The following is a 25,087-nucleotide window of genomic DNA, read 5'->3' on the forward strand; positions in this document are numbered from 1 at the left end:
CAGCTAGACACTAAGGCTAAAATTAGCAACGTATAGAAGTTAGTTATCTCCTCTACTAAAAATGCGAGGTGCAAGTAATGAGCTCATTTGATAAAACGATGAGATTTAATTTTCCTGAAGAGCCTGTTGAACACGATGTAAATGATGTTCTTTTTCAAGTTCATGAAGCCCTGCAAGAAAAAGGATATAATCCAATTAATCAAATCGTAGGATATTTACTTTCCGGAGACCCTGCTTATATTCCCCGTCATCGTGACGCAAGGAATATCATTCGTAAACTCGAGCGGGATGAAATTATTGAGGAATTGGTTAAATCCTATTTAAAACAACGACGTGAGGGTTAAGAAATGCGAATTATGGGATTAGATGTGGGCTCTAAGACAGTCGGTATTGCCATAAGTGACGAACTTGGCTGGACTGCACAGGGCCTCAAAACCCTAAAAATTGATGAAGAAAAAAATAAGTTTGGTTTTGACGAAATTGGTCAATTAATAAAAGAGTATGGAATTAGTCAAGTTGTCATCGGTTTGCCAAAGAATATGAATGGCACGATTGGACCTCGAGCTGAAGCCAGCAAGCGATACGCAGAGGAAATTGAAAATCAGTTTTCAGTTTCAACCATTTTATGGGACGAGCGTTTAACGACCATGGCAGCTGAGCGAGTACTGCTTGAAGCGGATGTCAGCCGTAAAAAGCGAAAAAAGGTTATTGATAAAATGGCAGCTTCGATGATACTACAAGGCTATTTGGACAGCAAAAATTAATGAGGTGAAGTTATGGAACACGGAGAAAATCAAATTACAATTGTAGATGAAAAAGGTAATGAACAATTATGTGAAGTACTTTTTACATTTGAATCAAAGGATTTTGGCAAGTCGTACGTATTGTTTCAACAAGTAGGCGGCGCAGAAGACGATGAAGAGGGCCCAGAGATTCATGCATATGCCTTTAATCCGAATGACGAAGACGGTGAAGGGGAATTAATCCCTATCGAAACCGAAGAAGAATGGGATATGGTTGAAGAAATGCTAAATACATTCTTTGACGAACAAGAAGACGAAGAATAATAAATTTTAGAAAACGACTCTTTGAGGGGTCGTTTTTTTTGTCTATTTTTGAAAGCGATTTCGCTTATTGTCTAGCTCCAGCGCCTAGGGGCTCGGGGTCATAAGCCAACCCGTCAGAAAGGTTAAAGAACAACCTTCCCGCCGGCTCGTCTTATGCCTGTCGCCCCTGTGTAAGGCGCTTCCGCTTTTCGTGTAAAATTGACATTTTTCGCAGTATATGCTGAAATAATATTTGATATGCTATTTTAAAAACATAAAAACGAGTTTGAAAGATACATGTTTAACGGGCTTACGGGAGGGGCAATTAAATGTCATCAGAAGAGACACACTCGAAAAAAGAGATAATTCGTAAAAAAATGCTTGAACACCAAAGCGAGGCAAGAATTGTGCGCAGAATCGTTTTAACCATTACAATAGTAACCCTTTTAATCCTTATTTTTATTGGCGGTGGAGGCTACCTCTACATCAAGTCAGCACTTGAACCAGTTGACAAGGGCAGTAAAGTTCAAAAAAAGGTGGAAATTCCGATTGGCTCATCCGTTACGGGAATATCTGAAAAACTAGAAGCTAGTGGAATTATAAAAAATGCTAAGGTCTTTAAATACTATGTAAAATTTAAAAATGAAGCAGGTTTTATGGCGGGTGTTTATGAACTTAGTCCCTCAATGGAGATTCCAGAAATTATTAATCGCTTAAAAACAGGAAAAGTACTCCAACAAGCAGCATTCCAGCTGACGATTCCGGAAGGTAAACAATTAAGAGAAATCGCCCAAATTATGGCTAAGGCTGTAAATAAACCGGAAGATGAAGTTTTTAATCAATTAAATGATAGACCATTCATCCAAACATTGATGGGGAAATATCCGGACTTACTAACAACAGATATCTTAAATCCAAATATTAAATATCCGCTAGAGGGTTATTTGTTCCCAGCAACTTATCCTTTCTACAAACAAAATCCAACCATAGAAGAAATGGTTGTAACCATGCTAGATCAGACTCGAAAAGTGATAACACCATATCTTTTAGAATCTAGTGATGAGGAGCTTACGGCTCACCAGCTGCTTACCATGTCATCGTTGATTGAGGAAGAAGCAACAAAAAAGGCTGACCGCAAAAAAATCTCAAGTGTATTCTACAATCGAATCGAGCAAGGGATGCCTTTGCAAACAGATCCAACTGTACTTTATGCACAAGGAAAACACAAAGAGAGAGTATTATACGAAGACTTAGAAGTAGATTCACCTTATAATACTTATAAACATAAAGGTCTTCCTCCAGGCCCCATTGCAAATGCCGGTAAAGATTCTCTTGAGGCAGCAGTGAATCCAGCTGATACAAAACATTTATATTTCCTTGCTACAGCACAAGGGGATGTTATTTTTACTAATACCTTAGATGAACACAACGCAGCAAAAGCGGAGCATATTACCAACCAATAAATAACCAAATAAGAAGGGGGAATGGTTTTCTTTCCTCCTTGTTTATGATAAAATAGTTCAAGTGTTTTATGAGCAGATAATAGCGTTTCTATTGAACGCTATTTTTTCATGTCTATAGAGCAGTATTGTGGCTAACAAGCTTTTTATTGGATAGAGGCAGGTGATGGCAGTTTGTTGAATGATAAACTGCATTCTTATATTGAGGAACTAATTCCAGGGCGTGAACCATTGTTTATCGAAATGGAAAACTACGCTAAAGAAAATAAAGTACCGATTATGGAGCTCGTGGGAATCGAAGCATTGCTGCAACTTTTAAGAATCCAGAATTCGAAAAAGATTCTTGAGGTAGGTACTGCAATAGGCTATTCGGCATTACGTATGGCTGAGGCGCTGCCAAATGCGTCCGTTGTTACGATAGAACGAGATTTAGAACGAATTCAGATCGCTGAAGAATATATGAGTCGTTCGAAGCATGGCGAACAGATTTTATTGATTAAAGGTGACGCCCTTGAAGTGGAGGAACTTGTAAAGGGACAAGCACCATACGATACCATTTTTGTAGATGCTGCAAAAGGTCAATATAAAAAATTCTTTGAAATATATTCAAAATACCTAAGTGTTGATGGAGTCATCATAACGGATAATGTTTTATTTAAAGGTCTTGTAACAGAAGCAGAGATCGAATCAAAGCGGATTCGTAATCTCGTTAAAAAAATTGATGGTTTCAATCAATGGCTGATGAATCATCCAGATTATCACACAGTCATTCTTCCTGTTGGAGATGGAATCGCAATAAGTAAAAAGAAGAGGTGAAACAAGTTGAAAAAAACGGAAATATTAGTAACCCCATTATCTGTTGATGATATTTTACCATTAGCTGAAGCTGGTGCTGATGCTTTTGTGGTCGGTGAACAGAGATATGGATTGCGTTTAGCAGGCGAATTTAACCGGGAACATGTAAAACAAGCTATAGACCTGGCACATGGACAAGGTAAAAAAGTATATGTCGCGGTCAATGCTATTTTTCATAATGAAAAAGTAGCTGAATTAGATGATTATATAAAATTTGTTGCAGAAGCAAATGCAGATGCGATTATTTTTGGTGACCCTGCGGTTTTAATGACTGCTCGTGAAGCGGCACCAAATATGAAGCTTCATTGGAGTACGGAAACACTTGGGACAAATTGGTTCTCTTGTAACTATTGGGGGAAGAAGGGTGCGAAAAGAGCTGTTCTTGCCCGAGAGATTAATATGGATGCAATTATCGAAATCAAAGAAAATGCTGAGGTTGAAATCGAAGTACAGGTTCATGGGATGAGCTGTATGTTCCAATCAAAACGTTCACTGCTTGGTAACTATTATGAGTACCAAGGCAAGGTAATGGAAATTGAAAATCGTAAAATGGAAAAGAATATGTTCCTTCACGATAAAGAAAGAGAAAATAAATATCCAATCTTTGAAGACGAGAATGGAACCCATATCATGAGCCCAAATGACATTTGTATTATTGACGAACTTCAGGAAATGCTTGAAGCCGGTGTGGATTCATTTAAAATCGATGGAATCTTAAAGTCTTCAGAATACCTGATTGCAGTAACAAAAGCATATCGTGAAGCAATAGATTTATTCTTTGAGGACCCGGAATTATATGAGGACAAAAAAGATGAGCTGTTAGAAGCTATTGAAGAAATTCAGCCGGCTAACCGCAAATTAGATACAGGATTCTTTTTCAAAGAGACAGTTTATTAAAAGAAAAGCGGAAGCGCCTTGCCCAGGGGCGACAGGCATAAGACGAGCCGGCGAGAAGGCTGCTTTTTAGCCTTCTTGTCGGATTGGCTTATGACCCCGAGCCCCTAGGCGCTGCAGCTAGACAAAAATTAGGAGGAGTTCAATCGTGAATACAGTTACAAATAAAATTTCTGAAATCATCGATGGAAAACGTGTGATTGTGAAAAAGCCAGAACTCCTTGCGCCGGCAGGAAATCTTGAAAAATTAAAAATTGCTGTTCAATACGGGGCAGACGCCGTATTTATTGGCGGACAGGAATATGGTTTACGTTCAAACGCTGATAACTTTACGTTTGAAGAAATGAAAGAAGGCGTGGAATTCGCCAAAAAATATGGTGCTAAAATCTACGTGACAACCAATATCTTTGCACATAACGAAAATATTGATGGATTGGAAGACTATATCCTTGGGTTAAAAGAAACCGGGATTTCAGGTATTATCGTTGCTGACCCATTAATTATTGAAACTTGTCGCAGGCTTGCACCTGAAATCGAGATACACATTAGTACGCAGCAATCCATCACAAACTGGAAAACAGCTCAGTTTTGGAAGGAAAGTGGTGCAGAACGTGTCGTTTTAGCACGTGAGGCAAGTGCAGAAGAAATTAGAGAAATGAAAGAAAAGGTCGATGTAGAAATTGAGATCTTTATTCATGGTGCGATGTGTATTGCTTATTCTGGACGTTGTACTTTGAGTAACCACATGACAGCCAGGGATTCCAACCGAGGCGGCTGCTGTCAGTCATGCCGTTGGGATTACGATTTATATCAACTTGAAGGCAGTACAACAGAAGTGCCGCTTTATGATGAAAAGGACGCACCATTTGCAATGAGTCCAAAGGATCTTAACTTAATTCAAGCCATTCCTCAAATGATTGAGCTTGGAATTGACAGCTTGAAAATTGAAGGCCGTATGAAGTCGATTCACTATATCGCAACCGTTGTAAGTGTATATCGAAAAGTAATTGACGCTTATTGTGCCGACCCTGACAACTTCGTTATTAAGCGTGAGTGGTTAGAAGAGCTGGATAAATGTGCGAATCGTGAAACGGCACCTGCATTTTTTGAAGGAGTTCCGGGGTATAAAGAGCAAATGTTTGGTAATCATAGCAACAAGACAAAGTTTGAATTTGTCGGTCTTGTGTTGGATTACAACGAAGAAACACAAATGGTTACCCTTCAACAACGAAACCACTTTAAACCGGGTCAGGAAGTTGAGTTCTTCGGTCCGGAAATTCAAAACTTTACACATGTGATTGATAAAATCTGGGATGAAAAAGGTAACGAACTGGATGCTGCTAGACATCCGCTTCAGATTGTACAATTCAAATTGGACAAACCGGTTTACCCTAACAACATGATGCGAAAGGAGAACTAGGTTGATGCGCAAACCGGTTGTTATTGGTGTTGCCGGAGGTTCCGGCTCAGGAAAAACGAGTGTTACCAAAGCTATATATGAAAGCTTTAAAGGTCACTCTATTACGATGATTCAACAAGATTTTTATTATAAAGACCAAAGTGATTTACCATTTGAGGAACGTTTAAAGACGAATTATGATCACCCACTGGCATTTGACAATCATTTGCTCATCGAACATATTGAAAAGCTATTACGGTACGAACCTATTGAAAAACCAGTTTATGATTATTCGCTTCATACACGTTCAAAAGAAGTTATTGAAGTTGAGCCGAAAGATGTTATTATTTTAGAAGGTATACTTGTTCTTGAAGATGAGCGTTTGAGAAAATTGATGGACATCAAACTTTTTGTTGATACTGACGCTGATATTCGTATTATCAGAAGAATGTCACGTGATATTAAAGAGCGTGGACGTACCTTGGATTCTGTTATCGAACAATATACCAATGTAGTTCGTCCGATGCACAACCAATTTATTGAGCCGACTAAGAGATATGCAGATGTGATTATCCCTGAAGGCGGCCAAAATCATGTGGCTATTGATTTAATGGTCACAAAAATTCAAACAATTCTTGAACAAAAGTCATTTTTATGAAACAATAGCGTAAAGATTAGGTTAAAATGAATCCATATTGGATGAATACAAGTTGCGCGCCCTTTAAAGAGGACGCGCTCCTATGTATTTGTGTGTTACCTACATATCATTAAAAAACACAATCTATGGGGGATTGTGAAGACTAGAAGGAGTGAGAAGTTTTGGCAATAGAAAAAGTATTTCCAATGACACAGGCAGGTAAAGACAAACTGGTGCAGGAGCTTGAACATTTAAAATCTGTAAAACGTAAAGAAGTCGTTGAAAGAATTAAAATTGCTAGAAGTTTTGGAGATTTGTCAGAAAACTCCGAATACGATTCCGCGAAAGAAGAACAAGCATTTGTAGAAGGCCGTATTACGACTTTAGAGAATATGATTCGTAACGCTAAAATTATTGAAGAAGGCGATACGGTTAGTGATTCCGTTACACTAGGGAGATCCGTAACATTTGTTGAACTTCCTGATGGTGACGAGGAAACGTATACAATCGTTGGCAGTGCAGAGGCTGATCCGTTTGAGGGGAAAATCTCTAACGATTCACCTATTGCAAAAAGCTTACTTGGCAAAAAGGTTGGCGATCAAGTTTCTGTCCAAACACCAGGCGGTGAAATGAGCGTCCGTATTGTCTCTATAAAGTAATTGTTTTTTAACTTTATGTTTGAAATGGCAGCACCTCGTCAAAACTTTTGACGAGGTGTTTTTTTATGATACGTAAACGGATTAAAGGTTTGCTCATCTTATGTATTGCTGGGCTGCTGGTTCTTATCGCTCGATTAATCCAAATCCAGCTAGTCCAAACAGAAACTTTTTCAAAGCACAATGTGAATTTATTGGAAGAAAGCGTCCAACAAAGAACACAAGAATTAGTGATCGACAATGGCCGAGGTAATTTTCTTGATCGAAATGGAGATTTGCTTACTCATAAAAAAGTACCCGTTCTAGTTCTTTTTCCTTTTTTAAAAAATATGACTTGGGATATTGAAGCTGTATCAACCATCTCTGGAATATCAGAGGAAAGTTTAAATAAGGCTCTAGAAGACGCAAAAAAACCGTTTGCTTATGGTGAGCCGAAGCCTTTGGAACTAACCTCTTCTCAACTGGAAAGAATTAATAAACTGGAGATTCCGGGAGTTTTTGCGATTGAAAAGAAATATGAACGAACTGAGATTCCTGCAGAGCAATTAATTGGATTAACAGGAGAAAATGCAAAAGAATTAAAAAGGCGCTATCCAAATAAAGATCTCTCAGAGAAAACCTTGATTGGTGTTTCGGGTCTTGAAGAGAGTTTTGATGAGTTTTTGCTTCCTGAGGGAAAATCAAAACTTGTTTATCATGTGGATGGAGATGGAGCCCCATTATTTGGAATTAATGTAAAATATGTTGATCCGGCAAATCCCTTTTATCCAGTAAATGTTAGAACATCCATCGATAAAAGTTTACAACAAAAGTCCGAGGAGCTGGTGAACCAACATGGAATTAAAAAGGGTGGTTTGGTGCTCCTTGATATTGAAACAAATAGTGTACTAGCGTCTGTTTCCCGGCCAGCCATTAATGCAAAAGACCCTTATAATGGCACAGGGATTACCAATCGAATGCTAAAACAAGAAATAATCGGTTCTATCTTTAAAACAGTGGTTGCCGCTGCGGCCATTGATCAAAGCTTTGATGATCCCACCCGGTTATTTAATTGCAGTACAAAAATTAATGGAGAGCCTGAATTAAAATATAATTATGGGATGCTCTCTTTCACTGATAGTTTTGCGAGAAGCTGTAACCGAACTTTTGGTGAACTGGCAAGGGAACTTCAGAAAAAGGATAAAGATTTATTGGAGGAATATGCGGAGAAATTGTCGTTAACAGGGACTGTAGGCTGGAAGGGTGAAGTCTATCATACCAATAATTTTAAACAGCTTGTTGATGAGGATAAAGGAAGAGTATTTTTAACAGAAGAGGCAAAAAAAGATCCAAACTTTGCCGCCATGTCAGGGATAGGGCAGCATGAGGTTCGCGCCACCCCAATAGCCGTGGCCAATATGATGGCCACGATCGCAAGAGGCGGTAAAAAAGAGATGGTCCGAACGGCTTCAAAAATCGAATATAAAAATGGCACTACCATGGTTAACTTTGACAAACAAGCGTTATCTGGTGACACTATTTCGCCCTATACAGCAATGAAGCTGCAGAAATTGTTAAGAGAGGTTGTTGTCAATCCGAACGGGACTGGAAAATGGTTTAAAGACCTTCCATACGAAGTGGCTGGAAAATCAGGTACAGCGGAGACGGGAAAATACCAAGACGATAAACAACTGCATAATAAATGGTTCGCAGGTTATTTCCCTTATCAGAACCCTAAATACGCGCTTGTTGCTGTAAATTTGGATGTTCTTGATACAGAGGGAGGCGTCAATTTACTCTTTGCTGATATGGTTAAAATGTTACATGAGCATGACAATGAAGGACAAAAAGATTAACTTTGGGGAAAATCCTTCAAGTTATTTTCAATTCATGTTAGAATGTTCACAGCCATATTAATTGTTTAGCGGCGCTTCGCTTTTCTATTTGGAGGGATTTTTTAATGAGTAACGATTTCCAATCCGGCTCTCGTTCGAGTTATCGGGCTAAAAGAAAAAAAACGAACCTGATCTTGAATGGTCTTATTGTTATTGTGCTAGCTCTTATTTTCTTTGTAGCCTACACGATTTTCTTATCAGGTGACGATAAAGCGGCACCTAAAGAGGAACAAACCAAAATAGCAGCAAACGAATCCTCAGAAAAAGGGGATAAAAATACTGAAGATAAAACACCAGTAGAGGAAAACGAGAAAGATAGTGATTCAGAGGAAAGTGCTGATGAAGAAAGTGAAGAAGCCTCTGCACCGGAACAAGTGGATGAATCACAGGCCGTTATCACGGAGGGAGATGGTTCTTCTAACGTACTTAGAACCATCGAGAACCCTGCTTGGAAGCCTGTAGGTACAGTACAAACGGGTGAACATGCGCCTGTGTATGATAGCTCGTCAGTGGATTGGCAGGAAATGCTAAAGGCCATTTCTTATGCCACTGGATTAGAACAAAGCAATATGACTGTCTATTGGTTAGGCCGCGATAAATCATCAGGTAATGGGACGTTTAGTACTGTTGCCTCTAAAGATAAGACTCAGAAATACAATGTCTACCTTCAATGGGTTGACGGTGAAGGATGGAAGCCTACAAAGGTCGAAGAACTTTCTGCAATTCAGTAGAAGCGTTAAAAAATAGGATGGGGTCTCCATCCTATTTTTTACGTTTAAAGTGAACGACTGCTGTAAAATATGTCTGACCCTTTTCGTTAGCATACATCTGATGGGAGACTGAATGTACGCCCAATAGAATTGCTTTGTTTTCCTCAATTTTTGCCTCGATTTTTTTTTCCAAAACTTTAAGATCTGTTGCGTCAAAAAATTCTACTTTATCCTCAATAAAATCAAGTTTAAAATTCAACATGTGTATCATCCCTTCTCTATGTATATTTTAGTAATTCCTAACCTTGTAAGCAATGAATATTTCAATGAGATTGGAAAATATGATAGCAAGTTTGTGTTTAATTCATAGTATACAAATAGGAATTATAAGAATGTTTAGGGGGGTGAGTGCTTGGGTCTGGAATTTCTAGATGTTTTTGAACAATGGGCTAATTCATATGATGAAAGTGTAGGCGGACAGAATCGTGAATATAAAGCGGTTTTTGCGGGGTATGAGCAAATATTAGAAGCAGTCACAGAACGTTCAATGGGGCATGTGATGGAGTTTGGTGTTGGAACGGGTAATTTGACAAAAAAATTGCTTGATAAGGGTTTGAATGTAACTGGAATTGAGCCTTCTGTTCCAATGAGGGGAATCGCAGAAGCAAAACTCGGATCGAAAGAAATAATACTTGATGGTGATTTTCTTCATTTTCCTGACATAATAAATGTTAATACAATTGTCTCCACATATGCATTCCATCATCTGACCGATAAGGAAAAGAATGAAGCAATTGCCAAATATGGAAAGCTGCTTTCAAAAGGTGGTAGAATAGTGTTTGCGGATACGATGTTTGAATCAGTGGAAGATTATACTAATGCAATCGTAAAAGCAAGGGAAGAAGGCTTTCATAACCTGGCAAAAGATTTGGAAACAGAATATTATACAACCATTCCTATTTTAAGAACTATTTTAGAAAGAAGTGGGTTTACTGTTGGATTTAAACGCTGTAATGATTTTGTCTGGTTAATGGAAGGAGAAAAACAATAAGAGAGAGGTTTAAATATGAAAATCGCCATCATTGGAGCAATGGAAGAAGAAGTAAAATTATTAAGAGATAATATTAAGGGGCAAACACAAGAAACAATAGCCGGATGCGAGTTTACCTTTGGACAAATGAATGGAGCAGAAGTGATTTTGCTGCGCTCTGGAATTGGAAAAGTAAATGCCGCAATGTCAACTACTATTTTGCTTGAAAAATATAAACCTGATTGCATCATCAATACCGGTTCTGCTGGGGGCTTTAATCCTGATTTAAATGTAGGTGATGCCATAATCTCAACAGAGGTTCGTCATCATGATGTGGATGTAACAGCATTTGGTTATGAATATGGGCAGGTACCACAGCTTCCGGCAGCTTTTTTGGCTGATGAAAAATTAGTTCAAGTTGCGGAGAATGCAGCGAAAGAACTAGATAAATTTCAAGTAGTTAAAGGGTTAATCGTAACAGGTGATTCATTTATGGAGGATCCAGAACGTGTTAAGTTTGTACAATCAAAGTTTGATGAATTACAAGCTGTTGAAATGGAAGCGGCTGCGATTGCACAAGTAGCACATTGCTTCGGAGTTCCTTTCGTAATAATTCGTTCGTTATCTGATATCGCTGGAAAGGAATCTGAAATCTCTTTTGATCAATTTATTGACAAAGCTGCAACCCATTCAGCTACTTTGGTGATGAAAATAGTGGCAGCTTTAAGATAGTCAGCTCAGAAAGTGGTGGCGTTGTAATGAAAGTTTACAAAAATGTACATGAATTGATTGGTCACACACCTGTAGTGGAAATTACTCAGTTCGCACTCCCGAAAGGAGTGCGCATTTTTGCTAAGCTGGAATTTATGAATCCTGGCGGCAGTGTTAAAGATCGTCTCGGTGTAGAGCTTTTGAGGGAGGCTTTTGAGAGTGGGAAGCTTCAAGATGGGGGAACGGTGATTGAACCGACAGCCGGAAATACAGGAATCGGATTAGCGCTGGCTGCATTAAACAAAGGCGTACAGGTTATTTTATGTGTACCTGAGAAATTCAGTATTGAAAAACAAGAATTAATGAAAGCGTTAGGAGCAAAAATTGTTCATACGCCAACTGAAAAAGGGATGAAAGGAGCAATCGCAAAAGCGGAGGAACTGCTTAAAGAAATCCCTGGATCTTATTGTCCACAGCAATTCAGCAATCCAGTAAATCCTGAAACATATTATAAAACACTTGGTCCTGAGCTATGGGAACAACTGGATGGGAAAATAAGTAAATTTGTTGCAGGGGCAGGTACAGGTGGAACCTTTATGGGCACGGCGCGTTATTTAAAAGACCAAAATAAAGACATAAAGACTGTTATTGTTGAACCAGAAGGTTCAATTTTAAATGGTGGTGAATCAGGTCCTCATAAAACCGAGGGAATTGGTATGGAATTTCTACCCGTTTATATGAATCCAGACTATTTTGATGCCATTTATACCATTCCTGATAAGGAGGCATTTTGGTGCGTCAAAGAATTAGCAGCAAAAGAAGGATTATTAGTTGGCAGTTCATCCGGAGCTGCCTTTAAGGCTGCCATGTTGGAAGCAGAAGGTGCTAAAGCTGGGACGAATATTGTCGCTATTTTCCCGGATGGAAGTGAACGCTATTTAAGTAAGAAGATTTTTGAAGGGGGGATTTAGGTGAAAAGAAAAACAAAGTTAATTCATGGTGGTATTAGTACCGACCCTGCAACGGGTGCAGTCTCTTTCCCCATTTATCAAGTAAGCACCTATAAGCAAGAAGGAGTAGGCGGCCATAAAGGCTATGAGTACTCAAGAACAGGTAACCCTACTCGATTTGCTCTTGAAGAGTTGATTAAAGATCTCGAGGGTGGTGAAGCAGGTTTTGCCTTTGGTTCGGGAATGGCTGCTATGACAGCTGTTATGATGCTCTTTAACAGTGGAGATCATATAATTCTAACTGATGATGTGTATGGTGGCTCATTTCGGGTCATGACAAAGGTATTAAATCGTTTAGGAATACATTCAACTTTTGTTGATACTAGTAACCTAGAAACTATTGTTAGTGCAATAAAACCAAATACCAGGGCAATTCATTTGGAGACACCAACAAATCCACTTTTAAAGATTACGGATATTGAAGAAGTTGCAAAACTTGCGAAAGAACATGGTTTGTTAACGATCGTGGATAATACGTTCTCAACACCTTATTGGCAAAATCCAATTGAGCTTGGTGCTGATATTGTTATTCATAGTGCTACAAAATATTTAGGCGGACATAGTGATGTCGTAGCGGGCTTAGCGGTGGTTAATAATAAGAAGCTTGCGGAAGATCTTCATTTTGTCCAGAACTCAACTGGAGGCGTATTGGGACCACAAGATTCATGGCTTTTAATTCGGGGGATGAAGACATTAGGTATCCGTATGGAAGAAACGGAGAAGAATACGGCTGCTATAGTAGATTTCCTACAAGGACACTCTAAAGTCAAGAAAGTATTTTATCCTGGGTTGGAAACACACCCAAATCATGCCATTGCAAAAAAACAGGTAAGAGGTTTTGGAGGAATGGTTTCATTTGATTTGGGAAGTGCAGAAAATGCAGATAAATTTTTAAGTAAAATTCATTATTTTACTTTGGCTGAAAGTCTAGGGGCTGTTGAAAGTCTGATTTCTGTACCAGCAAGAATGACTCATGCTTCCATTCCTGTAGAACGACGAGCAGAATTAGGGATTACTGATGGGTTAGTAAGAATTTCTGTTGGACTTGAAGATGTAGAGGATTTGATAGACGATTTAAATCAGGCACTAGAATAATAAAAATCTTATCCGGCTCCACCGGATTATTTTTCTCCTGTTTTTCTAAAATTTACATCAACATTTATGCTGTTTTTTGTGTTAAAGTAGCTTAGTAGATTTTAAGAAAAGCAGGTGACCAACAGTGGACAAACAAACAAAGAAAATTCATGAAAAAATGGTTGATTTTAAACAATTTGCTGTCGTATTACTCGCTGTCGGTGTATTTTTCTTTTTAGGTGTAATTATTCCGTCCGAGTCCAAGAGTGAGATGGATGTAAATATAATGATGATCGCTTCAATGTCCTTTTTAGCGGTTTCGATTTTATTTTTTATTCAATCGAAACAGTGCCAGATAAAACTTATGGATATGGAAGACGGTAACCAGCGATAAACGTTCCCTTATGGACGTTTATTTTTTTTGACTTTAACAAGGCCTATTTTTAAAAAATTTCAAAAAAGTGGTTTACAAAGGATATGTTGATGGATATAATTACCGTAGTTAGTAAAAAATTCCAAAGGGGGTCGAAGAAAATGATGATGAAGTTAAAGGTTGCTGCCAAGGTTAATGTTATTTGGATGACAACTGCATATGTAAATAATTTGCATTCGACCAACAGGAATGGATTGCTTAACTAATATTTTAGTTACCTAACATATCCATGCCGCAGGGAGAATGACGCCCTGCGGCATTTTTGTGCCTAAAAATAGGCCGCAAGGGAGTAATTTCTTGCGGCTTTTTTGCGCTTATTTTATGGATATTTTCAACAAAGGTAGCTATAAAAGGAAGAGAGGTGATAGTGATGACACTAAATATATTTTTTATCTCGATTACATTAAAAAAACGGAAGGAAAGTTTACAACAGGCAGAACGAAATGAAATGATTGAAAAACTTTTTGAGCAAAACAAAGAACGTCAATTGTCAGTTTATCATTTACTATAAACGAGGTGATAGTGATGACCTTAAATATCTTATTTTTATCAATTACCATCAAAAAACGTGAGATGAGTATCGAAGAAGCAGCACACCAAGAGCAAATCAAGAAAATTTATGAAGAAACGAAAAATCGTCAAATATCGGTCCACCGCATTATGTATTAAAGCTTAACAATAAAAACTAGAAAGGTGGTTTTAAAATGATCTATCTAATACAAAACCGTGGAGCAAGCTTATGGAGTATGAAAGATACCACCTAGTTTTCCTATTTAAGGAGGTAGCTGAAAATGCCAGTACACAACCTGTTATTATTTCTTTTCTTAAAGACAAAAAAGAAAAATTTAAAAAAGATATCATAATGAATGATATATGATACTAGAACTAAATATTTGTTAACAGAATGTTCACATCCCCTAAAGGTAGATACTGTGAAAATATGATAAATTCGAAGTAGATAAGAGGGTCTATCTAAAGGGGTGGAGAATATGTTCATGGTCGTAATGGCTTTGGTCATAACTGGGGCGATTAGCTGTGTAATATCAGCAGAACTAAGTGTAGAATAATGAGTCGGCATTGATCTTTTAAAGAGGTCAATGCTTTTTTATATGTATGCTAAAAGGCTTTATTTTCAAATAAAATGTCTTGGACAGACACAATCGGACTGTTTCTAACATAGGAATTAGTTATAGGCAAAGCCCAAAAAAGCACGGGGGTGTATGTGCATGGCAGGCATTTTCACAGCACTTGGTTATCTCATTAAGGAATTTTTATTTCTCGTCTCTTATGTAAAAAACAATGCTTTTCCGCAGCCCCTATCTGCTGCAGATGAGAGGAAATATTTACGGTTAATGGCGGAAGGGGACTCTCATGCTCGTAATATGTTGATCGAACATAATTTACGGCTTGTAGCTCATATTGTCAAAAAGTTTGAAAACACAGGGGAAGATTCAGAGGATTTAATTTCGATAGGAACGATTGGATTAATTAAAGCCATTGAGAGCTATTCAGAAGGCAAAGGAACAAAGCTTGCTACGTATGCCGCACGATGTATTGAAAACGAGATCCTCATGCATTTACGAGCTCTAAAGAAGACAAAAAAGGATGTCTCTTTGCATGACCCGATTGGACAGGATAAAGAAGGTAATGAAATTTCACTTATTGATGTACTAAAATCGGAATCAGAAGATGTAATCGATACCATTCAGTTGAACATGGAGCTTGAAAAAATTCGGAAATATATAGATGTCCTTGATGACAGGGAAAAGGAAGTAATCGTTGGCCGTTTTGGCCTTGACCTTCAAAAAGAAAAGACACAGAGGGAAATTGCTAAAGAATTAGGCATTTCTAGAAGCTATGTTTCGAGGATTGAAAAAAGAGCATTAATGAAAATGTTTCATGAATTTTATCGTGCTGAAAAAGAGCGTAAGAAAAAAAACTAAGATGAGAGCTGGAGATTATTCCGGCTCTTTTTTCTTGTGAAAACGGCTGGTGCCTATACATGTCACAAAACCGGGACATAACGTATTATAAAAAGGAAAAGGGGGTATTCATGTGTCATATGGTTATCACAATTCTTGTTGCTGCCCAGCCCCTTATCCAGTTTATCCTGTACCTTATGGAACGGGTGGGGGAGGCTGGTACGCACTGTTCATCGTATTGTTAATACTAGTCCTTATTTTTGGCGGATGGTGGTATTATACAACTTGCTGTTAAGAATATGAAGCTTGTGCAATCCTTAGCACAAGCTATTTTTTACATAAAACCCTAATAATAGAATTATTCAATAAATATATTATAATGAAAAAGTACATATACGAGGGGGGAATATGATGACAGCCACTACATATTCAGATGTTTGGAATCTGGAAGTATTTTTTAAAGGTGGCAGCGATTCAGCTGAATTTGCAGACCACTTAAAGGTAACAAAGGAATTGATTGAGCACTTTAAAACAAAAGTACATAACTGGACACCGCTCAATACAGCACAGGATAATGTTTATTTAAAAGAACTGCTTTCAGATTTTGAAACAGCTGGCAAAAAGCTTCGCCAAGCTGCCGCATTTGTAGGCTGCCTGCAGGCTCAAAATACAGAAGATAAAAAGGCATATACTCTTGAGGCAACTGTCACAGGGCTTAGTGCTACTTTTCAATCCGCTCTTAGTGCATTTGACAATCTTTTATCATCAATCAATGATGAGGCATGGGCACAAGTGTTAGAGGATAACTACCTGAAAGAGTTGACATTTTCGCTGACAGAAAGACGCGAACGTGCAAAAGAGAAACTTTCGATACAAGAAGAAGCTTTAATTAGTACATTAGGTGTTGATGGCTATCATAGCTGGGGGCAGTTGTATGATCTCATTGTTAGTAGAATAAAAGTTCCTGTTGAGGAAAACGGTGAGGTAAAACAACTTTCAGTTGGGCAGGCAGCCAATCGTTTTTCCAGTTCAAATAGAGATGTACGCAAAGAAGTGTTTAAAAGCTGGGAAAAATCTTGGAATGAACAAGCTGATTACTTATCCAAAACATTAAATCATTTATCAGGGTTTCGGTTAAATGTTTATCAAAAACGTGGTTGGGAAGATGTATTAAAAGAACCATTGAGTATTAACCGAATGAAGAAAGAAACACTAGAAACAATGTGGTCAGTTATTTCTGAAAATAAACAACCGCTTGTACAATATCTGAATCGTAAAGCTAAACTTTTAGGTCTTGAAAAGTTAAGCTGGTTTGATTTAGATGCTCCTTATGGAAAAACCGAGTCAAAGGTTTCTTACCAAGAGGGTGCGGAATTTATCGAGCAGAACTTCGCTCTTTTCGGTGAAAAAATGGCTGCTTTTGCAAAGAAGGCGTTTGAAAATCAATGGATTGAAGCAGAGGATCGTCCAGGGAAAGCACCTGGTGGTTTCTGTACGGGGTTTCCTGAAAGTGAAGAATCACGTATTTTCATGACTTATTCCGGTACTCCTTCTAATGTTTCTACACTAGCTCATGAGCTAGGCCATGGTTTTCATTCCTTTGCGATGAAGGGTGTACATTATCTCAATCGCGGCTATGCGATGAATGTAGCTGAAACCGCGTCTACCTTTGCAGAAATGATTGTTGCGGATGCGGCTGTAAAAAATGCTAAGGACGAAGAAGAAAAGCTCGCTTTGCTAGATGATAAAATCCAAAGAACGGTTGCTCTTTTAATGAACATCCATGCCCGCTTTTTATTTGAGACTCGTTTTTATGAGGAAAGAAAGCGTGGTCCAGTGTCCGTTGAAACGTTAAACAAATTAATGGAAGAAGCTCAGAAGGAAGCTTATTGTGAAGCTTTAGACGAATATCATCCATTATTCTGGGCTTCCAAGCTTCATTTCTTTATTACGAGCGTACCGTTTTATAACTTCCCATATACATTTGGCTATTTGTTCTCACTTGGAATCTATGCACAGGCGCTTGAGGAGGGTACAGGATACGAAGAAAAGTATATATCTTTATTAAGAGATACTGCTTCCATGACTGTTGAGGATTTGGCGGCTAAGCATTTACAAGTTGATTTAGTCCAAAAAGATTTCTGGGAAAAGGCAGTCAAAATCTGTATTGATGATATAGAGGAATTCCTTCAATTAACAGACAAATAAAAGTAGAGCCCAGCAGATTCCTGCTGGGCTTTCCTTACATTTTCCTAAGTTTAAATGGGCTAACCATTAGGAATGATAAAATGATGATAATGAATAAAAAGGTTTGAGCTGGAACGTATGGAATAGCTAAAAAGCTTAAGGTTGCTAAACAGCCTGCCGCTGTAATAGGTAAACCGGTAAAATACCCGTTGCTTTCAGTAATATTGAAGCGAGCCAATCTAAAAGCACCGCAGCCGATATAGAAGACGGTGAAGAACGATCCGGGTCCACCAAATTCATTTAAAATTCCTTGATATAGTAATAGTGCAGGCGCGACTCCGAATGATATAATATCACTCATGGAATCTAATTGTTTGCCTAGCTCTGACTCGATATTAAATTTTCTTGCTGCCATTCCATCAAAACGATCAGCTAAAGCAGCGATAAAGATTAGAAGCAAACTTAGTCGTAAATTTCCTTCCATCGCAAAAATGATCGCAAAACCACCAAAAGATAAATTCGTTAATGTAATCACATTTGCTGTTTGGGACTTCAGTTTCTTAATTGTAGTATCAAAAACGTCTAATAAAAACATTTAGCTCCACCACTCCTTTTCAACAAGCAGGAAGAGAACTTTATTTATTTTCCCTAACTCTATTTATTTAATATTAAGCTTTTTAAGTCATTTCGTAAAGAGTATTTTTACACTTTTTGGGGGTCATGTAATGTTAAAGCATGTATATCGTTTAATGATAGAACTAACGAATGGGAGGTGGACATCAGTCATCTTACGGCAATTTGCACGCTCCGGGATAAGCAGATTTGTTGTTCCTTCATTCGCGAAAATTTATAAACTAAATGAGGATGAAATGGAAAAAGCCCTGCATGAATATCACACACTACACGATTTATTTATCAGAACTCTAAAAAAAGAAGCAAGAATGATTGATAAAAATGAAAAATCAGTAGTAAGTCCAGTAGATGCAGTAATCGAGGATATTGGGTCCATTAAAGAAACAAGTGAAATACTCGTAAAGGGTAAGTCATATTCCATACAAGAAATGTTAGGCAACGACCAGACAGTAACTAAGTACTTAAATGGTACCTATATGGTGCTCTATTTAAGCCCGAGCCATTACCACCGGATTCATAGTCCTGTAGAGGGTACGATTGTGAAACAATGGACACTTGGATCAAAATCCTATCCTGTTAATAAAATGGGTTTAAAGTATGGGGTCCGAACGTTAGCAAAAAACTATCGAATGATAACAGAAGTAAATACAGCAAGCGGGCATATTGCGATTGTAAAAGTAGGGGCCATGTTTGTAAACTCGATTGAAAAAATACATAAAGGAATGCACCTTCAAAAAGGGGAGGAAATGGCTTATTTTAGTTTCGGTTCCACGGTCGTTTTGTTGTTCGAAAAAGGAATATTTCATTTAGAACCTTCTATTCATACACCCAAGGACATCCGAATTGGTGAAGTAATTGGAATCCTGGTAAAGGAAAATGGCGGCGCTTGATGGGTGCCGTTTATTTTTTAGACAAAAGAAAAAGCCCTCTAGGGGCATATGGATGATCTTCTTAAGAAGAAATTTTCATTTTGTTGAATAAGGAACGACGATGGATTTCTGTTTCTATTAGATGTATAAACTCGGGGCTTAGATTTAATTCTCTTGCTTTATAGTAGGATTCAATTAGTAATTCATCTGACAGTTTACGCAAGCCAGAATGCACCTCCATAAGAAAAATAAATGGTACTAAAATGTATAATTGAAGCATAAAATGGTAGGTTCAATTGCTGTACCCTAAATCTACCAAATTAAATTCGTTAGGACAACCTTTCCAATTATTCACAATTAGCAGTGGATAACTTGTGACTAATTTGTTTATAAAGTATAAAAAAGTGGCTGAAACAATGGGTATAATGTTAATAACTTTATCCACAGAAGAGGAAATGCTGTGATTTTGTCGAAAAATATTTTTTGTATTTTGTATTTACAGCAAAAAGGCATCGTATCTTTGTAATAATGTCGAACTTTGACAAATAATAAAATAAAACAACTATAATAGTTTTATTTTGATACTACGGTTAAAATTGGTTATGATGGTACAGATAAACAGATGAATTAATGAGGTGTAAGCTCAGTGTTAAAGATATTTTTACCTGATGAACATGTAAAAAGCATATTTGATATACATCCTGAAGATTTGAAAAAGAGAGGAATTAAGGGTATTATTACTGATTTGGATAATACGCTTGTGGAATGGGATCGGCCGAATGCCACACCTGAGCTCATTAAATGGTTTGAACAAATAAAAAAACATAATATACTCGTTACAATTGTTTCGAATAATAATGAAGTTCGTGTGAAGGAATTCGCGGATCCATTACACATTCCATTTATATTTCAAGCACGTAAACCACTCATGCGCGCGTTTAATAAGGCTCTTTCACAAATGGGAATCAAGAAAGAAGAAGCAGTTGTCATCGGTGATCAGTTATTAACGGATGTCTTAGGTGGAAACCGAAGCGGATTTCATACGATACTAGTGGTCCCTGTTGCGCAAACGGATGGGTTTATTACAAAATTTAACCGCCTTGCTGAACGTAGAATTTTGAACTGGTTCAGAAAAAAAGGCATGATTCAGTGGGAGGATTAAAGTGTGAGTGAACAAGAGCAATATTTATGTATGGGGTGCGGAGTTAAGGTTCAAACTGATAACCCTGCGGATTTAGGATATGCACCGGCATCAGCACTCGAAAAGGATAGTATTATTTGTCAGCGCTGTTTTCGTCTTAAACATTACAATGAGGTCCAAGATGTCAGTTTAACGGACGATGACTTCCTGAAAATTTTGAATGGCATTGGTCAGACGGATGCATTAATTGTGATGATTGTTGATATTTTTGACTTTAATGGAAGCTGGCTGCCCGGATTACACCGATTTGTCGGCAATAACAAAATCGTACTAGTGGGTAATAAGGTGGACCTATTGCCTAAATCTGTGAAACATAACAAGTTGATTAATTGGATGAAACAAGAATCAAAAGAGCTGGGGCTACGACCTGAGGAGGTTTATTTAGTCAGTGCAGAGAAAGGCAAGTTCATCAAAGAAACGGCAGCGGCCATAGATGAAATGCGAAATGGAAAAGATGTCTATGTGGTAGGATGTACAAATGTAGGGAAATCTACATTTATAAATAGAATCATTAAAGAGGTTACGGGTGAAGGAGATATTATCACTACATCACACTTTCCTGGTACCACTTTAGACATCATTAAAATTCCACTTGAGGATGGCAAAGCACTGATTGATTCACCTGGAATTATCAATCATCATCAGATGGCCCACTATGTTGATAAGAAGGATTTAAAAATTATTACTCCGAAAAAAGAGATTAAACCTAAGGTGTTTCAATTAAATGAAGGACAGACCTTGTTTTTCGGGGGATTAGCTCGGTTTGATTTTATAAGCGGCGACAGGAATTCATTTGTCTGCCATGTTTCAAATGAAATTAATATTCATCGTACCAAAACAGAAAATGCCGATGAATTATATCGAAACCATGTTGGGGAAATGCTGGCTCCACCTCGAAAGGATGAATTGCATTCATTTCCTGAGCTAGTAAGACAAGAATTTACGATTAAGGATGCAAAAACAGATGTTGTCTTTTCTGGACTTGGCTGGGTCACAGTTAACGAGCCGGGAGTAAAAGTTGCAGCATATGTGCCCAAGGGTGTGCAAACCTTGACACGAAAATCCTTAATTTGATTAAGACGGGGAGATGAGGGGAACAGGTGAAGAAACTTTTTGCGGTTATTGGAGATCCAATTGGTCACTCAATGTCACCAATTATGCTTAACGATGTTATATCTTATTATGAAATCGATGCTCATTATCATCCCTTTAAAGTACGTCCAGATGAATTAGAAACAGCTATTAGAGGGCTAAAGGCGATTGGAATAGCTGGGTTTAATGTGACAATTCCACATAAGAGCGCCATTATACCATTTCTAGATGGTGTGGATGATTTAGCATTGAGTATAGGTGCAGTAAATACTGTGGTCAATGATAATGGTAAACTAATCGGCTATAACACAGATGGTTATGGATTTTTAAAAGGTCTAGAACCATACTTCCTAACCTTTACAGATAAGAAAGTCTTAGTTATAGGGGCAGGAGGGGCTGCAAGGGCCATTTATTTTACGATGGCGAAAATGAAGCCTCTTGCAATCGATATAACCAATCGAACTGTCAAAAAAGCGAAGGAGTTAATCGAGGCATGCCCATTTGAATCAAACTCTAAATCCTTAACTCTAGAGGAGGCAGAGGCTTATCTGGATGAATATGATGTAGTTATTCAAACCACCATGATAGGCATGTACCCAAAAATTTTAGAAACACCGATTAGCCTAAGAAATTTAAATACCGAAGCCTTGGTTTGTGATATAGTATACAACCCGCTGGAAACACAATTCATGAAGGAAGCACGGCAGAAGGGTGCAGCCGTTCAAAATGGTGTTGAAATGTTTGTTTATCAAGGTGCTTTGGCATTTGAGAAATGGACAGGAATTTTCCCTGATGTAAAAAGAATGAGAGAGAATGTATTAAGACAGTTGGAGGCGTGAAATGTTAACAGGTAAACAGAAAAGATTTTTAAGGTCAAAAGCTCATCATTTAGATCCGATTTTTCAAGTAGGAAAAGGCGGGGTAAATGAAAATATGATTAAGCAAGTGGCCGATGCGTTAGAGGCGAGAGAACTTTTTAAGATAAGTGTTTTGCAAAATTGTGAAGAAGATAAAGATGTAGTTGCCCAGCAGCTTGCTAAAGGAACAGGTGCTGAAATTGTACAAATTATTGGAAATACAATCGTACTTTACAAAGAATCGGTAGAAAAGAAACAAATTACACTTCCATAGTACAGGAGGGTTCATCATGACAAAGGTTGGGATATTAGGAGGGACATTTGACCCGCCTCATTACGGACATTTGTTAATTGCTAATGAGGTACTCTCCAAACTTAATCTAGATGAAATTTGGTTTATGCCAAACCAAGAGCCTCCTCATAAGCGGAAATCCGAGTCAGTTGAGAATATAGACCGGCTGCAAATGCTTGAGCTTTCTATTAAAGGGAATTCGGCCTTTAGAATTGAAAAAAATGAGCTGGAAAGATCGGGTCCATCGTTTACTGTCGATACGATGAAGATATTGAATGAACGATATCCAAATCATCAATTTTTCTTCATTATTGGTGCAGATATGATTGAATACCTGCCTAAATGGCATAAAGTAGACGAATTGATTAAGCTCGTACAATTTGTTGGTGTCCAAAGACCGGAGTACAGCAGTAAAACAGATTATCCTATTATTTACGTTGATGTGCCAGCATTTGATGTTTCATCAAGCATGATAAGAGAGAGAGTACAGCAAGGGATGACGGTTCGTTATTTATTACCAGACTCTGTCATTGATTTTATTAGGGAGAATCATTTATATGGAACGTGAACAAGCATTAAAAATTGTAAAAGAACAGTTGACAGATCATAGATATCAGCATACTTTAGGTGTCATGGAAACGGCCATTACTTTAGCAAGACAATATGGCGCTGATGAAAAAAAGGCAGAATTAGCTGCGATTTTTCATGACTATGCTAAGTTTCGTCCCAAGGATGAAATGAGACAAATTATCATGAATCAAAATTTCCCTCAAGATTTACTCCAGTATCATGCAGAGTTATGGCATGCACCTGCAGGAGCCTATTTGGTAGAAACCGAAGCAGGAATAAAGGATAGTGAAGTACTGGACGCTATACGCTACCATACATCTGGAAGACCGGGAATGACTTTGCTGGAAAAGGTAATTTATTTAGCGGATTATATTGAACCAGGCCGACATTTTCCAGGAGTGGATGATGTTAGAGCCTTAGCCAAAGAAAATTTGGATACCGCATTAATACAAGCGGTTAAAAATACCATACTATTCTTAATGAAAAAGAATCAACCGGTTTATCCGGATAGCTTTCAAACATATAATGATCTCGTAATGAGACAGGAGGATTGATTAATGTCTAATCAAGAATTATTAAAAATTGCTGTAAAGGCTGCAGATGATAAAAGAGCTGAAGACATTTTAGCACTCAATATGCAGGGAATCTCGTTAATTGCCGATTATTTTATCATTTGTCACGGAAACTCGGACAAACAAGTTCAGGCGATTGCAAGAGAAATTAAAGAAAAAGCAGAAGAAAACGGATATAATGTGCGAAGAATGGAAGGCTTTGATGAAGCTACGTGGATTCTAATTGACCTGGGAGATGTGGTTGCACATGTATTCCATCGTGATGAAAGAAGTTACTATAAATTAGAACGCTTATGGGGCGATGCGCCATTAGAAGATATTCGCAGTGAGCTGACAACATGAGCTATGAGCAGTTTGCCTATCTTTATGATGAGCTCATGCAAGATGCTCCATATGATGAATGGGTGAGATTTGTAAAAGAAAAATTGAACCAATATCATGTAGGTGGTAATAATCTACTTGATTTGGCCTGTGGCACGGGAGAGCTCTCCGTTCGTTTCGCAAAGGAGGGCTTTTCGGTTACAGGTGTAGACTTATCTGCTGATATGCTCGCGGTTGCACAGGCAAAAGCACAGGCTGAAGGTTTGCAAATTCCTTTTTTTGAACAGGACATGGCAAGGTTGGAAGGACACGAAGAGTTTGATATTATTGGTATTTTTTGTGATTCATTAAATTACTTGCAATCTAATGAAGATGTCATACATACGTTTACCAGCGCTTACAATCACCTGAAGGACGGCGGTCTATTCTTTTTTGATGTCCATTCACTTTATAAAATTTCTCACGTTTTTACCAACCAAAGCTTTACATTAGCAGATGAACACTTGTCCTATATTTGGAACAGTTTCGCCGGTGATTCACCGAATAGTGTCGAGCATGAATTAAGTTTTTTTATTTTAGATGAACAGACAGGCAAGTATGATCGCTTCGATGAACTTCATTTTCAAAGAACCTACCCAGTTCAACAATATTCAGACTGGTTAGCACAAGCAGGTTTTGAATTACTGGAAGTCAGTGCTGATTTCGAGAATAAAGAACCAAAAGAAAAATCAGAAAGAATATTTTTTATTGCCACAAAAAAGCCATCATTTTAAATAAATGAT

Annotated in this window: 33 protein-coding genes; 30 read left to right on the forward strand and 3 right to left on the reverse strand. The window is 37.9% G+C overall.

Annotated elements, in window-relative coordinates; translation table 11 throughout:
* Nucleotides 1-77 precede the first annotated feature (77 nt).
* The 11 genes from QFZ28_RS09315 (at nt 78) to QFZ28_RS09365 (ending at nt 9,552) form a co-directional block, all read left to right on the forward strand.
* Entirely contained in the window at nt 78-344 is a 267-nt protein-coding gene (locus QFZ28_RS09315) for an IreB family regulatory phosphoprotein (protein ID WP_307194369.1), read from the forward strand.
* Nucleotides 345-347: 3 nt separating this feature from the next.
* On the forward strand, nt 348-764 hold the full coding sequence (gene ruvX / locus QFZ28_RS09320) for a Holliday junction resolvase RuvX (RefSeq protein ID WP_307194370.1): 417 nt from the start codon (nt 348-350) through the stop codon (nt 762-764).
* Between the two features lie 12 nt (nt 765-776).
* Nucleotides 777-1,067, forward strand: a complete 291-nt coding sequence (locus QFZ28_RS09325) for a DUF1292 domain-containing protein (protein WP_307194371.1) — start codon at nt 777-779, stop codon at nt 1,065-1,067.
* 308 nt (nt 1,068-1,375) lie between these two features.
* Complete coding sequence (mltG, locus tag QFZ28_RS09330) at nt 1,376-2,509, forward strand: endolytic transglycosylase MltG (RefSeq protein ID WP_307194372.1); 1,134 nt, start codon at nt 1,376-1,378, stop codon at nt 2,507-2,509.
* Nucleotides 2,510-2,680: 171 nt separating this feature from the next.
* On the forward strand, nt 2,681-3,322 hold the full coding sequence (locus QFZ28_RS09335; RefSeq protein ID WP_307194373.1) for an O-methyltransferase: 642 nt from the start codon (nt 2,681-2,683) through the stop codon (nt 3,320-3,322).
* Nucleotides 3,323-3,328: 6 nt separating this feature from the next.
* Nucleotides 3,329-4,258: a peptidase U32 family protein gene (locus tag QFZ28_RS09340; protein WP_307194374.1), complete on the forward strand. Its 930-nt coding sequence runs from the start codon at nt 3,329-3,331 to the stop codon at nt 4,256-4,258.
* A 145-nt stretch (nt 4,259-4,403) separates the two neighbouring features.
* The gene (locus tag QFZ28_RS09345; protein WP_307194375.1) at nt 4,404-5,675 is read left to right on the forward strand and encodes a peptidase U32 family protein; all 1,272 of its coding nucleotides are present in this window, start codon (nt 4,404-4,406) and stop codon (nt 5,673-5,675) included.
* A gap of 1 nt (nt 5,676) precedes the next feature.
* On the forward strand, nt 5,677-6,312 hold the full coding sequence (udk, locus tag QFZ28_RS09350) for a uridine kinase (RefSeq protein WP_307194376.1): 636 nt from the start codon (nt 5,677-5,679) through the stop codon (nt 6,310-6,312).
* Between the two features lie 161 nt (nt 6,313-6,473).
* On the forward strand, nt 6,474-6,950 hold the full coding sequence (gene greA / locus QFZ28_RS09355) for a transcription elongation factor GreA (RefSeq protein WP_307194377.1): 477 nt from the start codon (nt 6,474-6,476) through the stop codon (nt 6,948-6,950).
* A 65-nt stretch (nt 6,951-7,015) separates the two neighbouring features.
* On the forward strand, nt 7,016-8,782 hold the full coding sequence (locus tag QFZ28_RS09360) for a peptidoglycan D,D-transpeptidase FtsI family protein (protein ID WP_307194378.1): 1,767 nt from the start codon (nt 7,016-7,018) through the stop codon (nt 8,780-8,782).
* 104 nt (nt 8,783-8,886) lie between these two features.
* Nucleotides 8,887-9,552, forward strand: a complete 666-nt coding sequence (locus QFZ28_RS09365; protein WP_307194379.1) for a YrrS family protein — start codon at nt 8,887-8,889, stop codon at nt 9,550-9,552.
* A 31-nt stretch (nt 9,553-9,583) separates the two neighbouring features.
* Here QFZ28_RS09365 and QFZ28_RS09370 read toward each other — a convergent pair whose 3' ends face one another.
* Nucleotides 9,584-9,790 (reverse strand): DUF2536 family protein, encoded by a 207-nt coding sequence (locus tag QFZ28_RS09370; protein ID WP_283865725.1) that lies wholly within the window; start codon nt 9,788-9,790, stop codon nt 9,584-9,586.
* 153 nt (nt 9,791-9,943) lie between these two features.
* Here QFZ28_RS09370 and QFZ28_RS09375 point away from each other — a divergent pair, with 153 nt between their 5' ends.
* The 10 genes from QFZ28_RS09375 (at nt 9,944) to QFZ28_RS09420 (ending at nt 17,919) form a co-directional block, all read left to right on the forward strand.
* Nucleotides 9,944-10,582, forward strand: coding sequence for a class I SAM-dependent methyltransferase (locus tag QFZ28_RS09375; protein ID WP_307194381.1), 639 nt, complete (start codon nt 9,944-9,946; stop codon nt 10,580-10,582).
* A 15-nt stretch (nt 10,583-10,597) separates the two neighbouring features.
* Complete coding sequence (gene mtnN, locus QFZ28_RS09380; protein WP_307194382.1) at nt 10,598-11,293, forward strand: 5'-methylthioadenosine/S-adenosylhomocysteine nucleosidase; 696 nt, start codon at nt 10,598-10,600, stop codon at nt 11,291-11,293.
* 26 nt (nt 11,294-11,319) lie between these two features.
* Entirely contained in the window at nt 11,320-12,243 is a 924-nt protein-coding gene (locus QFZ28_RS09385) for a PLP-dependent cysteine synthase family protein (RefSeq protein ID WP_307194383.1), read from the forward strand.
* Nucleotides 12,244-13,377 (forward strand): bifunctional cystathionine gamma-lyase/homocysteine desulfhydrase, encoded by a 1,134-nt coding sequence (locus QFZ28_RS09390; RefSeq protein WP_307194384.1) that lies wholly within the window; start codon nt 12,244-12,246, stop codon nt 13,375-13,377. It begins immediately after the preceding gene.
* Between the two features lie 124 nt (nt 13,378-13,501).
* A complete protein-coding gene (locus QFZ28_RS09395) occupies nt 13,502-13,750 on the forward strand; it encodes a YrhC family protein (protein WP_307194385.1) in 249 nt (82 codons plus the stop codon).
* 409 nt (nt 13,751-14,159) lie between these two features.
* The gene (locus tag QFZ28_RS09400) at nt 14,160-14,300 is read left to right on the forward strand and encodes a YrzI family small protein (RefSeq protein WP_307194386.1); all 141 of its coding nucleotides are present in this window, start codon (nt 14,160-14,162) and stop codon (nt 14,298-14,300) included.
* A 14-nt stretch (nt 14,301-14,314) separates the two neighbouring features.
* Nucleotides 14,315-14,458 carry a YrzI family small protein gene (locus QFZ28_RS09405; RefSeq protein ID WP_307194387.1) on the forward strand — a complete coding sequence of 48 codons (144 nt, stop codon included), beginning with the start codon at nt 14,315-14,317 and terminating at the stop codon, nt 14,456-14,458.
* Nucleotides 14,459-15,015: 557 nt separating this feature from the next.
* Nucleotides 15,016-15,732 (forward strand): RNA polymerase sporulation sigma factor SigK, encoded by a 717-nt coding sequence (gene sigK / locus QFZ28_RS09410; protein ID WP_045517798.1) that lies wholly within the window; start codon nt 15,016-15,018, stop codon nt 15,730-15,732.
* Nucleotides 15,733-15,844: 112 nt separating this feature from the next.
* On the forward strand, nt 15,845-16,006 hold the full coding sequence (locus QFZ28_RS09415; protein WP_307194388.1) for a hypothetical protein: 162 nt from the start codon (nt 15,845-15,847) through the stop codon (nt 16,004-16,006).
* Between the two features lie 116 nt (nt 16,007-16,122).
* Nucleotides 16,123-17,919 carry a M3 family oligoendopeptidase gene (locus QFZ28_RS09420; RefSeq protein ID WP_307194389.1) on the forward strand — a complete coding sequence of 599 codons (1,797 nt, stop codon included), beginning with the start codon at nt 16,123-16,125 and terminating at the stop codon, nt 17,917-17,919.
* A 34-nt stretch (nt 17,920-17,953) separates the two neighbouring features.
* On the opposite strand, the gene pssA is transcribed toward QFZ28_RS09420, so the two are convergent.
* Entirely contained in the window at nt 17,954-18,493 is a 540-nt protein-coding gene (gene pssA, locus QFZ28_RS09425) for a CDP-diacylglycerol--serine O-phosphatidyltransferase (RefSeq protein ID WP_307194390.1), read from the reverse strand.
* 130 nt (nt 18,494-18,623) lie between these two features.
* Between pssA and QFZ28_RS09430 the strand changes: the two genes are divergently transcribed.
* A complete protein-coding gene (locus QFZ28_RS09430) occupies nt 18,624-19,421 on the forward strand; it encodes a phosphatidylserine decarboxylase (protein WP_307194391.1) in 798 nt (265 codons plus the stop codon).
* A gap of 61 nt (nt 19,422-19,482) precedes the next feature.
* Here the strand turns inward: QFZ28_RS09430 and QFZ28_RS09435 are convergent, their stop codons facing one another.
* Nucleotides 19,483-19,623: a sporulation histidine kinase inhibitor Sda gene (locus QFZ28_RS09435; protein WP_045517793.1), complete on the reverse strand. Its 141-nt coding sequence runs from the start codon at nt 19,621-19,623 to the stop codon at nt 19,483-19,485.
* 423 nt (nt 19,624-20,046) lie between these two features.
* Between QFZ28_RS09435 and QFZ28_RS09440 the strand changes: the two genes are divergently transcribed.
* From QFZ28_RS09440 to QFZ28_RS09475, 8 genes are read left to right on the forward strand one after another with little or no spacing between them, the layout of a single operon-like run.
* On the forward strand, nt 20,047-20,562 hold the full coding sequence (locus tag QFZ28_RS09440; protein ID WP_307194392.1) for a YqeG family HAD IIIA-type phosphatase: 516 nt from the start codon (nt 20,047-20,049) through the stop codon (nt 20,560-20,562).
* A 30-nt stretch (nt 20,563-20,592) separates the two neighbouring features.
* The gene (gene yqeH, locus QFZ28_RS09445; protein WP_307196988.1) at nt 20,593-21,675 is read left to right on the forward strand and encodes a ribosome biogenesis GTPase YqeH; all 1,083 of its coding nucleotides are present in this window, start codon (nt 20,593-20,595) and stop codon (nt 21,673-21,675) included.
* 26 nt (nt 21,676-21,701) lie between these two features.
* Complete coding sequence (aroE, locus tag QFZ28_RS09450; RefSeq protein WP_307194393.1) at nt 21,702-22,532, forward strand: shikimate dehydrogenase; 831 nt, start codon at nt 21,702-21,704, stop codon at nt 22,530-22,532.
* Nucleotide 22,533: 1 nt separating this feature from the next.
* Nucleotides 22,534-22,824, forward strand: coding sequence for a ribosome assembly RNA-binding protein YhbY (gene yhbY / locus QFZ28_RS09455; RefSeq protein ID WP_307194394.1), 291 nt, complete (start codon nt 22,534-22,536; stop codon nt 22,822-22,824).
* Nucleotides 22,825-22,840: 16 nt separating this feature from the next.
* Nucleotides 22,841-23,410, forward strand: a complete 570-nt coding sequence (locus QFZ28_RS09460) for a nicotinate-nucleotide adenylyltransferase (protein WP_307194395.1) — start codon at nt 22,841-22,843, stop codon at nt 23,408-23,410.
* Nucleotides 23,400-23,966, forward strand: coding sequence for a bis(5'-nucleosyl)-tetraphosphatase (symmetrical) YqeK (yqeK, locus tag QFZ28_RS09465; RefSeq protein ID WP_307194396.1), 567 nt, complete (start codon nt 23,400-23,402; stop codon nt 23,964-23,966). Before QFZ28_RS09460 ends, yqeK begins: the two co-directional genes overlap by 11 nt.
* Nucleotides 23,967-23,969: 3 nt before the next feature.
* Nucleotides 23,970-24,326 (forward strand): ribosome silencing factor, encoded by a 357-nt coding sequence (rsfS, locus tag QFZ28_RS09470; RefSeq protein ID WP_063251362.1) that lies wholly within the window; start codon nt 23,970-23,972, stop codon nt 24,324-24,326.
* Nucleotides 24,323-25,078: a class I SAM-dependent DNA methyltransferase gene (locus tag QFZ28_RS09475; RefSeq protein WP_307194397.1), complete on the forward strand. Its 756-nt coding sequence runs from the start codon at nt 24,323-24,325 to the stop codon at nt 25,076-25,078. The genes rsfS and QFZ28_RS09475 overlap by 4 nt, the downstream gene beginning before the upstream one ends.
* Nucleotides 25,079-25,087: the final 9 nt, after the last annotated feature.

Source organism: Neobacillus niacini (genome assembly GCF_030817695.1).
In the GTDB taxonomy this organism is placed as follows: Bacteria; Bacillota; Bacilli; order Bacillales; family Cytobacillaceae; genus Neobacillus; species Neobacillus niacini_F.

What these genes read in the sequence shown, in the direction of transcription:
- sigK (WP_045517798.1), top strand. Translation starts at nt 15,016, where the DNA reads ATGGCAGGCATTTTCACAGCACTTGGTTATCTCATTAAGGAATTTTTA.
- yqeK (WP_307194396.1), top strand. Translation starts at nt 23,400, where the DNA reads ATGGAACGTGAACAAGCATTAAAAATTGTAAAAGAACAGTTGACAGAT.
- ruvX (WP_307194370.1), top strand. Translation starts at nt 348, where the DNA reads ATGCGAATTATGGGATTAGATGTGGGCTCTAAGACAGTCGGTATTGCC.
- QFZ28_RS09315 (WP_307194369.1), top strand. Translation starts at nt 78, where the DNA reads ATGAGCTCATTTGATAAAACGATGAGATTTAATTTTCCTGAAGAGCCT.
- QFZ28_RS09430 (WP_307194391.1), top strand. Translation starts at nt 18,624, where the DNA reads ATGTTAAAGCATGTATATCGTTTAATGATAGAACTAACGAATGGGAGG.
- rsfS (WP_063251362.1), top strand. Translation starts at nt 23,970, where the DNA reads ATGTCTAATCAAGAATTATTAAAAATTGCTGTAAAGGCTGCAGATGAT.
- mltG (WP_307194372.1), top strand. Translation starts at nt 1,376, where the DNA reads ATGTCATCAGAAGAGACACACTCGAAAAAAGAGATAATTCGTAAAAAA.
- QFZ28_RS09475 (WP_307194397.1), top strand. Translation starts at nt 24,323, where the DNA reads ATGAGCTATGAGCAGTTTGCCTATCTTTATGATGAGCTCATGCAAGAT.
- QFZ28_RS09405 (WP_307194387.1), top strand. Translation starts at nt 14,315, where the DNA reads ATGACCTTAAATATCTTATTTTTATCAATTACCATCAAAAAACGTGAG.
- QFZ28_RS09460 (WP_307194395.1), top strand. Translation starts at nt 22,841, where the DNA reads ATGACAAAGGTTGGGATATTAGGAGGGACATTTGACCCGCCTCATTAC.
- pssA (WP_307194390.1), bottom strand. Translation starts at nt 18,493, where the DNA reads ATGTTTTTATTAGACGTTTTTGATACTACAATTAAGAAACTGAAGTCC.
- QFZ28_RS09400 (WP_307194386.1), top strand. Translation starts at nt 14,160, where the DNA reads ATGACACTAAATATATTTTTTATCTCGATTACATTAAAAAAACGGAAG.
- mtnN (WP_307194382.1), top strand. Translation starts at nt 10,598, where the DNA reads ATGAAAATCGCCATCATTGGAGCAATGGAAGAAGAAGTAAAATTATTA.
- QFZ28_RS09360 (WP_307194378.1), top strand. Translation starts at nt 7,016, where the DNA reads ATGATACGTAAACGGATTAAAGGTTTGCTCATCTTATGTATTGCTGGG.
- QFZ28_RS09325 (WP_307194371.1), top strand. Translation starts at nt 777, where the DNA reads ATGGAACACGGAGAAAATCAAATTACAATTGTAGATGAAAAAGGTAAT.
- yhbY (WP_307194394.1), top strand. Translation starts at nt 22,534, where the DNA reads ATGTTAACAGGTAAACAGAAAAGATTTTTAAGGTCAAAAGCTCATCAT.
- QFZ28_RS09420 (WP_307194389.1), top strand. Translation starts at nt 16,123, where the DNA reads ATGACAGCCACTACATATTCAGATGTTTGGAATCTGGAAGTATTTTTT.
- QFZ28_RS09365 (WP_307194379.1), top strand. Translation starts at nt 8,887, where the DNA reads ATGAGTAACGATTTCCAATCCGGCTCTCGTTCGAGTTATCGGGCTAAA.
- yqeH (WP_307196988.1), top strand. Translation starts at nt 20,593, where the DNA reads ATGGGGTGCGGAGTTAAGGTTCAAACTGATAACCCTGCGGATTTAGGA.
- QFZ28_RS09385 (WP_307194383.1), top strand. Translation starts at nt 11,320, where the DNA reads ATGAAAGTTTACAAAAATGTACATGAATTGATTGGTCACACACCTGTA.